The organism is Flavobacterium lipolyticum (assembly GCF_020905335.1).
Classification (GTDB): Bacteria; Bacteroidota; Bacteroidia; order Flavobacteriales; family Flavobacteriaceae; genus Flavobacterium; species Flavobacterium lipolyticum.
On record NZ_JAJJMN010000001.1, the window covers coordinates 4,005,050 to 4,019,235 of the forward strand.

Genomic DNA, 14,186 nt, shown 5'->3' on the forward strand with positions numbered 1-14,186 from the left:
CGGACTTAAAGAGAGCTCTCGAAACAAGACTGCTATGGTCACTGATTATTTGTTCGCTTCACTTTTCCATTCGTGTTCGATGTTTGTCATAAGTAATGCATTGTCGAATTTCACGGTACCTTTTGGGAAAATTTCTTCATTTTCAAAAAAAGTTGATTTTACTTTCAGAACATCAAGCGGTTTAACTTCCCAATGATGATATGCTTTTAACCTTAGCCCATCAAATTTGTTGTCATTTGGGGAATATCCGAGGTCTCCATTTTCAAAAAAATCAGAGGCATCGCATAGTGTTTCAAAAATTGATTTTTCATTAAAAGTACTTGCCTCATCAGCTTCAATTAATGTCATGGTTCCGTCAGAACTCTTAAAATTAATTTGATAATTTCTGTTTTTTTCTTTTACGTTAAATTTTGCATAATAATGTTTACCTGGAAATACCCGTCCGCCAACAATTGTGTTTAGCTTTAAAGAAGTATCCCTTCTAGGAATGTACACACCTGATTTTGTTTCTCCATTTTCATCCCATTCAACTGCAATTCTATGTGCTCCATTTTCAGAGTTTACTCCAATAAAGTCAGGAAATCCTTTTGGTTTTATGTTTTTTAATCTGATTAGACAAATTCCAACGATAGCTTTGCCCTTGTAAATTTTTGGCCTAAATGGAAACGGAATAATTTTCTCTACTACCTTTGGTTCGGCCGTAAAATTGATTAAAATTCTTCTGTCAATATATCCGTGTATAGTTGGGATTTTCATAGTTGTTTACTTTTTAGAAACTCATGCAATAACGAATTACGAAGTAAATTTTTAGAAACAAAATAATCTTCAAATTTAGTCTAATGGCTTCAATTGTGGCATGACTTTTAGGTGATGTTGTTTTTGATACGGATTATTCTTTTATCTCTTCTCTTGTCGGTTTAAATTTGTTTGGGATTTTTTGTCCACGAAAATCAATATACTCTGCATTAAACCAACCGGTAAATCCAAAAAGTGGTCCGAAGAGTTTACTTTTTACACTCAAGTCTAAATAAAATTTCTGTTCAGTATCATCAAACCATTCCAGGAGTTCAATATCTCCTCTTACTAATTTTGGTATAGGGAGTTTAAGCCCGCCAACAAAAGCAAATTGTCTACCGGATGTAAACCTAATTGCTCCGTCTTCAGCTGATAAACCCATTTCAAAAACCATTCTATGATCAAGTCCTAAATATTCTACAATATGTTTCTTCGTCTGACTATAAGTGGCAGTTCCGTCAAAGCGTTGTTCTTTGTCAGGAAAGAAAAATACTCTATTCATAGAATGTACTTCTCGATTGAACTTATCTAAATAGGGGTAATTGTGAATTTCATATTCAATGTTTTGTCCAACTTTCGGAAATAGAATATTGGTCTTCGATAAGAGTTTGAGAATAAAAACAGCAAATTTGTTTCCATTCCAAATGTTATCCATTGTTCCTTTACCAATAAAGGCAATATTGTTTGTCGTCGAAAAGTCAAATCGTTTTTGTATTTCAGGGTGCAATTTTTCATATTCAGGCCCCATTTGTTCTCTATAAGCTGAAATGTGTTTTATGTCGGTATTTTGTTTGTTCATGCTTACTCAATATTAGTTTAAAATTATTTTTCTATCCGTTTTCTTTGCACTTATACCTGCTGTTGTGGCGCAACACTAAGGTTATGGATTAAAGGGGTACTCTTTTTATTATTTGTGGTTACTTCTGTTTGTACAAGTAATTGTAAAGTTGAAATTTAAAAAATCAGATGTTTTTTATTTAGAATTTCCGATTAATTTGACTTTTCGTTTACAACTGGTTTGTTGTAGAGATTTCAGGACCTCATAAAATTTTAGCTAAAATGAGTAAAAACTTTTAAATTATTGTACGTCTTCCCGCAATCGGCTTAATTTTATTGTTTCTTATTCGGTAATTCAAAACTTAAAAGCTATTGAAAAGCTCGTGATAATGACAGATAAAGTACTGATATGCCACGTATGTCAGGTATTAAAAATGTCATGTTGTCAGATGATTATTGTCGTGCCAATAGTAAAACTGACAATTTACTTTGGTTTTTTATATTGGCACAAAGATTGACTTATGCCACCTGAGTTATAAAATGTATATCAAAAATTAAATATATAAAAAATGGGTAAAATAATCGGAATTGACTTAGGTACGACGAACTCTTGTGTTTCTGTAATGGAAGGTAACGAAGCAGTTGTTATCCCTAACGCAGAAGGAAAAAGAACTACACCATCTATCATCGCTTTTGTTGAAGGTGGAGAAATTAAAGTAGGTGATCCTGCAAAAAGACAAGCAGTAACGAATCCTACAAAAACGATTGCTTCTATTAAACGTTTTATGGGACACACTTTTGCTGAGACTACAAACGAAGCAAAAAGAGTTTCATACTCAGTTGTAAAAGGTGACAACAATACGCCACGTGTGGATATTGACGGTCGTTTATACACTGCTCAGGAATTGTCAGCAATGACTCTTCAAAAAATGAAAAAAACTGCTGAAGACTATTTAGGTCAAACTGTAACTGAAGCAGTTATTACTGTTCCTGCTTACTTTAACGATGCACAACGTCAGGCTACTAAAGAAGCTGGAGAAATTGCTGGTCTTAAAGTTATGCGTATCATCAATGAGCCAACTGCTGCTGCACTTGCTTATGGATTGGATAAAAAAGGAACAGATCAAAAAATTGCTGTTTACGATTTAGGTGGAGGTACTTTTGATATCTCTGTTCTTGAATTAGGAGACGGAGTTTTTGAAGTATTGTCTACAAATGGTGATACTCACTTAGGTGGAGATGATTTTGACCACGAAATTATTGACTGGTTAGCAAATGAATTCTTAGCTGAAGAAGGTATTGATTTACGTCTTGACCCAATGTCATTACAACGTTTGAAAGAAGCTGCAGAGAAAGCAAAAATTGAATTGTCTTCTTCTTCAGAAACTGAAATCAACTTGCCATATGTAACGGCTACTGCTTCTGGACCAAAACACTTAGTGAAAAAATTATCTAGAGCTAAATTTGAGCAATTAACTGATTCATTAGTTAAACGTTCTATGGAGCCAGTTGCTAAAGCATTAAAAGATGCAGGTTTATCTACATCTGATATCGACGAAGTAATCCTTGTTGGAGGTTCTACTCGTATGCCAAGAATTGCTGACGAAGTAGAGAAATTCTTCGGTAAAAAAGCGTCTAAAGGTGTTAACCCTGATGAGGTTGTTGCTATTGGAGCAGCTATTCAAGGTGGAGTTTTATCTGGAGATGTAAAAGATGTATTGTTACTTGATGTAACTCCTCTTTCTTTAGGTATCGAAACTATGGGTGGTGTATTGACTAAATTAATCGAGTCTAACACAACTATTCCAACTAAAAAATCTCAAGTATTCTCTACTGCTGCTGATTCTCAACCATCTGTTGAAATCCACGTATTACAGGGAGAAAGAGCTATGGCAGCTGATAACAAAACTATCGGTCGTTTCCACTTAGATGGTATTCCACCAGCACCAAGAGGAGTTCCTCAAATCGAAGTAACTTTCGATATCGATGCTAATGGTATCATCAAAGTTTCTGCAACTGATAAAGGAACTGGAAAATCTCACGATATCCGTATCGAAGCTTCTTCTGGTTTAACAGCTGAAGAAATCGAAAAAATGAAAAAAGATGCTGAAGCTAACGCTGATGCTGACAAAATTGCAAAAGAAAGAGCTGAGAAATTGAACGAAGCTGACAGTACTATTTTCCAAACTGAAAGTCAATTGAAAGAATTGGGAGATAAATTGACAGACGATCAAAAAACAGCTATCGAATATGCTTTAACTGAATTGAGAATGGCGCACCAATCTCAAGATCTTGATGCAATCCAAAAAGGATTAGACAATGTAAATGCAGCTTGGAAAACAGCTACAGAAGCAATGTACGCTCAAGGTGGTGAAGGGCAACAAGCAGCTCCACAACAAGAGCAATCTCAAGGAGACAACGTTGAAGACGTTGAATTCGAAGAAGTCAAATAAATACTGATTAACATCAGTTAATAATAAGTATTAAACCGCTGTAAACGAAATGTTTATAGCGGTTTTTCTTTTTTGTTCTTTTTTGTTTCTGCTGTTTTTTAATCATTTTTTGCCATATATTTGTATCATATTTGTACCGGCACTTAAATGGAGACAAAGTGGCACTTATGTATACTTATGGTACCTTAATGAGGAGACAAAGGTGATGAAAAGAATAAATAAACAATGTCTTAACTGCGGGGAGGAATTTCTGCCTAAGACAGTGACTTCTGTTTACTGCTCGCATATATGCAGTAAAAAAGCATACAAAGTCAAGATGAAGGGGCTTAAAAATGAAGCTGAGCTCAAAGCACTGGCAGATAAAATACCCGAGAACAGGGCATTTCTTTCTGTCCCTGAAGCTGGCATGCTTTTTGGAATTGCCAAAAGAACCCTTTACCGGCTTGTCGGCCAAGGAAAAATTCCTTCGGTTAATCTGGGAACCCGCCTTGTAAGGATAGACCTCAGGGTAATGGAAGGGATATTCGGCCCTGCCCGCGCCCTTCCGCAGGCTCAAAGCGCCCCGAAGAAAAAATTATACAGTCTTGAAAAAGAAGACTGCTATTCCATCGGCGAAATAGCCCAGAGATTTCAGATATCCGAAGGTTCTGTCTACAATCATATCAGGAAATATTCAATCCCCACCAGACAGATCGGAAAGCACGTATATGCCCCCAAAATGGAAATTGATAATTTGTATAACGGAAATGATTTTATATGAAACAATTAGCAAAAACCAAGGTGACTGTGCGTCTTCGAAAAGCAGAAAACCAAAAAGAATGGTATGTCTACATAGAAAGCTATCCTGTTGAGGTTTCCGGAAAGAAAACGCCCCAGAGAATCCGTGAATATTTAAATAGAACCGTAACAACAGTGGAGTGGGACAAGAAAAGAACTGCCCGCACAGATGCAGAGGGCATAAAATCCTACAGACCCAGACGCAGCGATAACGGAATAATAATGTGCAGAAGCGAGAGCGACCGTGAAATAATGCTCTATGCTGACGCAGTGCGTAATATCCGGCAGAAAGAATACGATAATACAGATCTGTACAGTGATGCTGAGAACCTATTGGCTCAACAGAAAGAAAAAGGAAAAGAGGATTTTATTAAATACATTGCTGCTACGGCGGCTAAAAGACACGCCCGAAGTTCAAAATCCATTCAGATCAATTGGGAGCGGGCCAGAGAGTTTTTAAAAAGCTATTCCAAAGGCAGCCTGATGTTTTCGCAGATTGATAGCAGAATGGCAGAAGATTTTAAACTGTTTCTGCTGGTTGCGCCGCTCGGAGGAGGTAAAAAAGGAACCATTTCCCGCAACACTGCGGGAACGTATTTTTCCATATTTAAAGCCGCTTTGAAACAGGCTTTTATTGATGGATATTTAACCGTTGACTTATCTTCAAAAATAAAAGGCATACCTGAGCAGGAATCAAGACGCGAATATCTTACCATTAAAGAATTGAATACATTGGCCGAAACGCCCTGCGAAAAAGATGTCCTTAAAAGAGCCGCGCTTTTCTCAGCGCTTACTGGCCTGCGGCATTCCGACATTCAGAAGCTCCGCTGGAAAGAGATCAGCCTGGAAGATGGCATCGCTAAACTACATTTCACGCAGAAAAAGACAAAGGGTGTCGAATATATGCCTATTTCCCAGCAGGCTTTCCAGCTGTGCGGAGAACCTAGGCTTTCCGCGCAGCTTGTTTTTGAGGATCTACCGGACCCGTCGTGGATTTCACGACCTCTGAAAAAATGGGTTGAATCTGCTGGCATTAAAAAAAACATTACCTTCCATTGCTTCCGCCATACATTTGCAACACTGCAGCTGTCGAGCGGGACAGACATCTATACGGTCAGCAAAATGCTGGGGCATACCAATGTAAAAACTACTGAAATATACGCCAAAGTAATAGATGAGAAGAAAAACAGAGCTTCGCAGGCAATACAATTGGAATCTTTAAAGAAAAGAGCGTAATGAAAATAAAGTACTTCGAATATATTGCAGTTTACCTGTCTGTTTTTTTAGTCTGCGTCTTTGTCGGCATAATCGGAAGACTGGTACTTCTGGAAAAAGGTGCGGATGAATATACGGCTGGCATATTTTTCTGGATCAGCACTGGATTTGGAGTTTTAATGTTTGCAATTCTAAGCTTATTTCTAAACGAATTGGCTGCCAGAATACTGAATCGTTTTTTGAAGGCTAAAAAAAAGGAATTACCTGAAAGCTGGATTCCAAGCATAGACCTTGAAAAAATAGAAGAGAGGCAACGAGATGTTTTAATTAAACCCGGATTGTCTGAAAATAAAAATTCAGCCGGAGATATTGAACAGATAAGGGAGCAGCAACAGCTTGCAGTCAAAAATCAAAAACAATCTAGAGTTGATACTGCCATCCGTTATGCACAGCAAGAATTCGCGCTGTATACGTCAGATGATGATTTGAAACAATTGGGCAAGAATATAATCATATATGCGGAAGGCATAAATTTCGAAAAGATTAGACCGGTAAAAGTAAAATATCTGTCTAATCTCGATCTTTATCATTTTGGCTGGAATATCTGGAATTGCTTTAAAGTCAGCAGACAGGACAGAGTCGCACAATTTTTAAAACTGACTTTTGCCGATGCTTTAAAAGATGTTGAAGAGAATAGCATTAAAACGCATCTAAAAGATGATGAACAGAAAGGGATTATAAAGATTATGGAAGATTTTACTAATTTTTAAATACCAATAGGTATAAAACACTGTGTTTTTCAAGTGTTTTTGTTGTAAAGAAGCACACAGCAGAAACACTTTTTTCATTTGTGTCATAACAAGTAAAAATGTTAGTTATGGACATAAACGAAATCTCTTTTGAGAACCTGCCCAAAGCAGTAGCACACTTAGTGAAAGAAATTACCGAGATTAAAATTCTGATTCAAAATATACAGGTATTTGAATCTAAAGAAAAAAGTATTCCTATTGGTATTGAAGAAGTAAGCCGGCTAATTGGAAAAGCAAAGCCTACAATTTACACTCTTGTAAGGCAGAGAAAAATCCCATGCTATAAATATGGTAAAAAGCTGTACTTTTTTGAAGAAGAACTTTTAGAATGGATCTCTAAAGGGAAAAAGAAAACAATACAGGAAATCGAATCAGAAGTATTGAAATATAATCATAATCGAAATAAATAGATGGATAATAGCCCGCAAGAATACTTATTTCAATCCATTACAGTATCAAAAAAAATTAGTGCAAAGCGATAAGTTATCTAAAGAAAAATACAACATCCTTTTAATATTAATTGCTTTGACACGATTTCAACTGTTTCAAGGAGAGCAGGATTCGAACCTAATCGTCTAAATCCTTGCTTATACTGCATTTGTTAATTTTTTTAATCACTGTGCCACGATTTTGCCACGAAACTTAGAATAATCTATTTCTGAGAACATTATCTTGTTTTTAAATGAGCGATGTAATTCTAGTTTTATCAAAAGTAATTAATTCTTTTTGATAAGAACAAAAAAATTAACAGCCTTGCTTTTTTTGCAAAATAGGAGGTAACTCCAGTTTTGGTTTAATTTTCAACATTTAGGGTCATAGAAGTATAATCATAAGAAATATTATCGATTCTAAACATATCCTTTGTTATGCTCAATTCCTCAAAATTCATTTTTTTGTAAAGTCTGGTTGCTGGAATATTATTTGTCAAAACTTGCAAGTCAATCCAGCTAATTTTACGATTATCTTTACAATAATCAATAATAAATTCTAACAAATTTTGACCAATTTTCAAATTTCTAAAATTGCTGTCAACCCCCATTCCAAGTAAAACTCTATGTTCTGCATGTGACTGATTTTGAGAACGGATGTCAATATGTCCAACAATTTTTTCTTCTTCATTTATTGCTACCCAAATTTTTCTCCATCCAACCTTTTCATTCATTCCGTCCTCAAACTTTGCTTTCCATTCGTTCGAAAGTGTAGGTTGTTGTTTCGAAAGTGGTTGAAAAAGTGTTGTTCCTTTCTCTCCATTTTTAGAAAGATGAATTTTCAAGTATTGAAAAAAGTCACCAAGTCTGTCTTTATTTAATTCTTTAATTGAAATCATTTTATTAAGTGAATATTTGTGTGTTGTTATTGGCTAACCATTAACACAAATGTATAGCTATTTTGGATTTGCAAACAAATAGGAAAGAAAAAGTTAAGCTACATTTTTGTAATTAGTTAATTTATTAAATTCTTCAATAGTTTTAAAGATAGACAATTCCTTTTGATAAATGTGAAAAATTAAGGACCTTAGCTTTTGCGGCAAAATTGGAGACAACTCCATTTAAAAGGAATGATAAAAGTAAGCTAGATAATATTTTTAAGGATTCTAAATTATACCTATCACAAACAGTTTTTCATTCAGTAATTGCAAAAGATGTAACTTTGAAAAAAACTTTGAAAACTGTTAGAAAAATGAGATATTTATTTGTAATTATATGAGCATCAACTGTCATAAGCTGTAGTGTCCATACGGTTCATACTTCTTCATCTAATTCCGGAAAAATTCCTCCCGCACAAGCAAAAAAAATGTCAGGAAGCAAGAGTGCAAAAGCTGATGCTCCCGGACAGCAGAAAAAAAATTAAAAGTTTTGAATAAAACTACTTTTGGTTAATCTGGATTTTTTTTGTGTGATTAAAAAGATTTTTTTTAGCTGAAGTTTAAAAGGGAAAATGATTTATGATATAAAGAAAGGGAGTACTTGCCAAGTACCCCCTTTCTTTTTTACGTTTTAGTGTTTGCCATGTCTATGCCCTTTTCCATGTCCATTTCCATTTCCGTGCCCATTATCTTTATATTCTTTGTTGTTCCCTTTCCCTGGTTTTAGACCAATTGTTTTTTGTGGTTTACCGATGTAACCTTTACCATATTTTACTTTGTGAGTTTTATAATTGTCATATGGAGAATTGCCTCTGTAATCGGTTAGTACCACTTTGTATTCATTATAAAGGTCATAATTTCTGTAGTTTCTTGGTAGATTTCTAGCTCTGATCCATTTTCCATTACTTATGTAAATATAAATGGATGCATTGATATCGTAGTACATCTCGAGATCCGGTAAATAATAGTAACGGACATCTGTATAACCCGCCGGACCCCATGCCGGAGGTGTTCCAATATTTACATTAACAGATACCTGTGCCTGTAAAGAGCTTACGGCAATGAATGTCATTGCAATAAAGAAGTATTTTAGTGATTTCATGATTTTAAATTAATAAGAATCTAAAGTAAAACAAAAATCGAACCTAAAATTAATTGGTGGTACATTTTTATTATAAAGCCGTAATAATAAATTCACTACGTCTGTTCATTTGGTGCTCTTCTTCGGTACAAGGCACTCCATCCGAACATTTGTTTACAAGTTCAATTTCACCGTATCCTTTACCTGTTAATCTCTGTGGTGCTATACCATTTTTAACTAGCCATTGTATGGTAGATTTTGCTCTTCTGTCAGATAGGGCTTCGTTGTATTGAAATGTGGCACGGCTATCTGTATGCGAGCGGATGTCTAGTTTCATTTTTGGATACTGGTTTAAAACATCAAGAATTTTTTCTAGGTCTAAAGCCGCTTCCGGACGAATGTTTGATTTATCGAGATCAAAATAAATCATTTTAATACCAAAACACTTGCCTAAATCATCACCAATGGTTACTTCGCAGCCTGATTTTTCTAGCGCTATAGATAAGTTAGTTCTTCCGTTTTCTTTTGCAATTGTAACATTTTCTTCTTTGGTGTAATATTTTTCTTTTTCAGCTCTTAAAAAATAGGTTAGTCCGCATTCGACAGGAAAGGTATAATTTCCGTTTGCATCAGAGTTTCCGGTTGCTATTACTTTAAAGCCGTCGGAGTATAAACTTAGCTTGGTATTGGGCAATACTTCTCCGGTAGCCAGGTCGGTTATTGTACCGTACAATTCCTGAATACAGGTCAAGGGTATTCTTTCTAAAAATTGATAAATATCATCAGAACCCTGTCCGCCATCTTTATTGGAGGTAAAAAAACCTCTTCTCGATTTACTGTCGATTATATAGGAAAAATCATCTTTGGGAGAGTTGACGTCGGCTCCAAGATTTTGAATGTTACTTACATCCGTAGCGCTTAGTTTACCCACAAAGACATCCAAACCTCCAAGTCCGGGATGCCCGTCTGAAGCAAAGTAAATTTCATTTTGATCGTTTACATAGGGAAAACTTTCTTTTCCTTCGGTGTTAATACCAGGGCCTAAATTCTCAGGAACGCCAAAATCTCCATTGCTGTTAATATTTACTTTGTAAAGATCAGATTGTCCCATTGATCCCGGCATATCCGATGCAAAATAAAGTGTTTTTTCGTCGGGACTTAAAGCAGGATGTGCCGTGCTGTAATTATTACTATCAAAAGGCAACTCTGTTATATTGGTCCATTCGTCGTTTTCAAATGTAGCTTTGTATATTTTTATTAAAGTAATTTTGCTTTCATTTTTTCCTTTTTTACCATTTATGTAATTGTTTCTCGTAAAATAAACGGTTTTTCCATCTTTTGTAAAAACAGGAGTCGACTCATGGAATTTGGTGTTTATTTTGGATTTGAATTTTTTGGGAGCATTTGGATTAAAATTCTCATCGATATCGGATTGATACAAATTTGTAAAATGCTCACCGGTCCATTTATGAATTCTTTGACTAAAATTACCGGTATCGCGGGCTGAGGCAAATATAATTTTGTGTTGATAGAAAGCTGTTCCATAATCGGAGTATTTACTGTTTATTCCTGCATTTTCGATCGTATAGCGTCCTGAATTGGCTTTTATTTTATCGAGATAATTTTTGTCTGTTTCATATAGTTTGGCTCTATTATCATTTTTTGACTTTTTATTGAACAGTTCCATTATCTGATTGGCTTTGGCTGTATTTCCGGTAGATTTTAATGCCTGTGCGTATCGATAGTAATATTCAGGTTCTGCCTCGGTATTCATGGCAAATAATTCGCCATACCATTTGGCAGCTTGTTCAAATTGTGAATTGAAGTAAAAGGAGTTTCCCAACTTCTTAAACAGATCTTCAGATCGGTATCCTTTTTCGGCTACCCTTTCATACGTTTTTATTGCATCGATATAGGCATAGTTATCGTATTTTTTGTCTCCGGAAACAATTTTACCCTGTTGCGCAAAACTGTTAGATAAAAAAACACTTACTATGGTGGTGCAAAGGAGTATATATTTTTTCATGATAAAAAATTTTAGAAGAAACGAGGAGTTGTCATTTTACTATTTTTTCTAAAGAATTCATAGCGCAAGAAAATTTCATGTGAGCCTGAATTGTAATTGTTTAAGTTTGTGGTTTCACGGTCGTAACCATATCCTATGTACAAACCATCACTAACCTGAAACCCGGCCATAGCACTAAGCGAGGCGCTCCATCTGTAAGCAACACCTACCACAAATTTTTCGATAAACATAAAGTTGGCTGAAACGTCTACCTGAAGTGGTGCCCCCTGAACCATTTTAGTGAGTAAGGCGGGTTTGAATTTGATGTACTGGTATTTGTCCAGATCAAAAACATATCCTGCGATTAAATAATAATTGATTCTGTCTTTGTAAATCGCATAATCATTATCATCATACCGATTGGTTTCGATAAAATTTGGTACTGATAAACCAATGTAAGCCTTATCGGAGTGCCAATAGACCCCGGCTCCTACATTGGGCGAGAATTTATTGTTCAAGTCCTGAAACTGCGGATCACCCTGACTTTCCGGGTTTAATTTAGTAACATCGAGATTAAAAAAATTAGCAGAACCTTTAATCCCAAAAGAAAGTTTAAAATCTGCGGATGTTTGTATCGTATACGAAAGATCAGCGGAAAAAGTGTTTTCATTTATAGGTCCAATCTTGTCATTGACCAGCGAAACTCCAAGTCCCAGATTACTATTGTTTATTGGAGTATTTACAGAAAAAGTACTGGTTTCCGGTGCTCCGTCAAGTCCGACCCATTGGGTACGATATAAACCGAATATACTCAATGCTCCTCGCGAGCCCGCATATGCCGGATTGATATTTATGGTGTTGTACATGTATTGTGTAAACTGTGCATCTTGTTGTGCATAACTTACTATAGCGGTAAACACCAAAACGAAAGAAAATAGTTTTGTTTTCATAGTAGGTATATTATTTAAGTATTGTTATTGCCCTTTGAATCTTAAAAGATAAGTTCATTGAATTCTGGAATTTAGAACATGAATTTTTCAATTGAAAACCATCCTGATAACTGATCAAATATGTAATCAGGATGGTATCTGCTTATCTAGAAAGATATAAATATCCATCTTTTTTGTTCACTTTTATTGCACCATTTTCATCTACGGAGGTGTAATTAAGAATATAGAAGTAAGTTCCCGTTGGAAGGCCATCTGACTGGCTTATTGTTGTTCTTCCTCTTGAAACGCCATCAAAAGCATTGGTGGTATTGTTGTAGTTTTTAGTATCGAATACTAATACTCCCCAACGGTTGTATATTTCGACACTATTGTCAGGATAACAGCTAGTGGCGTCAATATTGTCGATAACAAATCGGTCGTTTATACCGTCGTTATTAGGAGAGAATGCGTTATGAACCAGTATTGTTCCGCAAGCCAAAACTTTGCAATCATCATTAACCGTAAGGTTTACCACTAAACTTCTTGGACAGGCTTCGTCTTTTATTTGATATTCAAATGAATAGTTACCAATCGGAAGCCCAAAAGTAGTTACAACACTTCCATTTAGCGCACCGGTATTATTGGTATCAATCCAGGTACCGGTTGTAGAAGTATTTCTAGGCAGCGGACCTAATAAACTAACCGTTGAAGTATCGGCATTACAGGCTTCTATTGCAAAAGGAGCTGTCGAAACAATTTCATGTATAACGGTTATGGTTTGCACGAGTATTGTTTTATTACCCGCACAATCGGATAAAGTGTATGTTCTTGTTAAGATATAAGGAGTGTTTCCACAGCCAGTGCCTCCATTATTAGAATCACTTACTGTTACCGTTACAGCCTGACTGCAATTATCTGCAGTATTGGTTACGACACTCGTATTCGCAACAGGAATATCCGCTATGTTTTGTAAAGTGACATCTGCTGGAATTGTTCCTGTTGGAGGAGTGGTATCCTTAACAGTAATTACCTGAGTAAAGGAAGTTGTGTTTCCGGAGCAATCGCTGGCAGTCCATTTTCGGGTTAGAATATAATTGGTACTACATTCATTTTCAATACTGTTTTTTGTTTCAGTATAAACTACCGGCACATTAGCATTACAATTGTCTGATACTGTTATATTAGCCGGTGCAGGAACTTTATCACATGATACTGTAATATTCGCCGGAAGGGCTCCATTAAAGACTGGTTTGCTGGTATCTTCGATCGTAATCACCTGAATGAAAGTATCTGTAATATTGTTGCAATTGTCTTTTGCTACCCAACTGTTTGTATAGGTTCCGGCATTTGCACAAGTAGGAGAGGGTACAAATTGTCCTGTAGTTTTCTCGATTGTCACATCGTTATCACAATTATCGGAAGCTACAGGTGCACTGGCTTGCGCAGTAGTTAAACCTGTCGTATCACTACATTGAATGGTTTTATTCAAACTTCCGGTTAGAGTCGTCCAGGTTGGTTTGGTAGTATCTTCGATAGTGATTACTTGTGTAAAAGTATCGGAAGTATTACCACAATTATCCTTAACGGTCCAAGTATTGGTATAGGTTCCGGAGTTTCCACAAGACTGAGAAGCTACAAACTGACCACTGGTTTTAACGATATTGGTCACATCGTTATCACAATTATCGGAAGCTACAGGTGCACTGGCTTGCGCAGTAGTTAAACCTGCCGTATCACTACATTGAATGGTTTTATTCAAACTTCCGATTAGAGTCGTCCAGGTTGGTTTGGTAGTATCTTCGATAGTGATCACTTGTGTAAAAGTATCGGAAGTATTACCGCAATTATCCTTAATAGTCCATGTATTGGTATAGGTTCCGGAGTTTCCACAAGACTGAGAAGCTACAAACTGACCGCTGGTTTTAACGATATTGGTCACATCGTTATCACAATTATCGGAAGCTACAGGTGCACTGGCT

Annotated in this window: 12 protein-coding genes; 5 read left to right on the top strand and 7 right to left on the bottom strand. The window is 36.0% G+C overall.

Translation table 11 applies throughout. The features are described 5' to 3' along the window. Window positions 1–45: 45 nt before the first annotated feature. On the bottom strand, window positions 46–756 hold the full coding sequence (locus LNQ34_RS17105; protein ID WP_230000559.1) for a DUF2071 domain-containing protein: 711 nt from the start codon (window positions 754–756) through the stop codon (window positions 46–48). Window positions 757–889: 133 nt separating this feature from the next. After that, on the bottom strand, window positions 890–1,594 hold the full coding sequence (locus LNQ34_RS17110; RefSeq protein ID WP_230000560.1) for a DUF4166 domain-containing protein: 705 nt from the start codon (window positions 1,592–1,594) through the stop codon (window positions 890–892). 547 nt (window positions 1,595–2,141) lie between these two features. On the opposite strand from LNQ34_RS17110, the gene dnaK reads away from it, so the two are divergent. The 5 genes from dnaK (at window position 2,142) to LNQ34_RS17135 (ending at window position 7,236) form a co-directional block, all read left to right on the top strand. Beyond that, a complete protein-coding gene (dnaK, locus tag LNQ34_RS17115; protein ID WP_202703452.1) occupies window positions 2,142–4,025 on the top strand; it encodes a molecular chaperone DnaK in 1,884 nt (627 codons plus the stop codon). Between the two features lie 205 nt (window positions 4,026–4,230). After that, the gene (locus LNQ34_RS17120) at window positions 4,231–4,785 is read left to right on the top strand and encodes a helix-turn-helix domain-containing protein (protein ID WP_230000561.1); all 555 of its coding nucleotides are present in this window, start codon (window positions 4,231–4,233) and stop codon (window positions 4,783–4,785) included. Beyond that, the gene (locus LNQ34_RS17125; RefSeq protein ID WP_230000562.1) at window positions 4,782–6,038 is read left to right on the top strand and encodes a site-specific integrase; all 1,257 of its coding nucleotides are present in this window, start codon (window positions 4,782–4,784) and stop codon (window positions 6,036–6,038) included. The genes LNQ34_RS17120 and LNQ34_RS17125 overlap by 4 nt, the downstream gene beginning before the upstream one ends. Beyond that, window positions 6,038–6,787 (top strand): hypothetical protein, encoded by a 750-nt coding sequence (locus tag LNQ34_RS17130; protein ID WP_230000563.1) that lies wholly within the window; start codon window positions 6,038–6,040, stop codon window positions 6,785–6,787. Before LNQ34_RS17125 ends, LNQ34_RS17130 begins: the two co-directional genes overlap by 1 nt. A gap of 107 nt (window positions 6,788–6,894) precedes the next feature. After that, entirely contained in the window at window positions 6,895–7,236 is a 342-nt protein-coding gene (locus tag LNQ34_RS17135; RefSeq protein ID WP_230000564.1) for a helix-turn-helix domain-containing protein, read from the top strand. Window positions 7,237–7,619: 383 nt separating this feature from the next. Here the strand turns inward: LNQ34_RS17135 and LNQ34_RS17140 are convergent, their stop codons facing one another. From LNQ34_RS17140 to LNQ34_RS17160, 5 genes are all read right to left on the bottom strand, one after another. Next, entirely contained in the window at window positions 7,620–8,153 is a 534-nt protein-coding gene (locus LNQ34_RS17140) for a GNAT family N-acetyltransferase (protein ID WP_230000565.1), read from the bottom strand. Window positions 8,154–8,823: 670 nt separating this feature from the next. After that, window positions 8,824–9,294, bottom strand: coding sequence for a hypothetical protein (locus tag LNQ34_RS17145; protein WP_230000566.1), 471 nt, complete (start codon window positions 9,292–9,294; stop codon window positions 8,824–8,826). A 70-nt stretch (window positions 9,295–9,364) separates the two neighbouring features. Next, window positions 9,365–11,299 carry an OmpA family protein gene (locus LNQ34_RS17150; RefSeq protein WP_230000567.1) on the bottom strand — a complete coding sequence of 645 codons (1,935 nt, stop codon included), beginning with the start codon at window positions 11,297–11,299 and terminating at the stop codon, window positions 9,365–9,367. Window positions 11,300–11,310: 11 nt separating this feature from the next. Continuing rightward, entirely contained in the window at window positions 11,311–12,228 is a 918-nt protein-coding gene (locus LNQ34_RS17155) for a PorP/SprF family type IX secretion system membrane protein (RefSeq protein ID WP_230000568.1), read from the bottom strand. A 142-nt stretch (window positions 12,229–12,370) separates the two neighbouring features. Then, the coding region (locus tag LNQ34_RS17160) for a T9SS type B sorting domain-containing protein (RefSeq protein ID WP_230000569.1) at window positions 12,371–14,186 on the bottom strand (1,816 nt) is incomplete at its 5' end.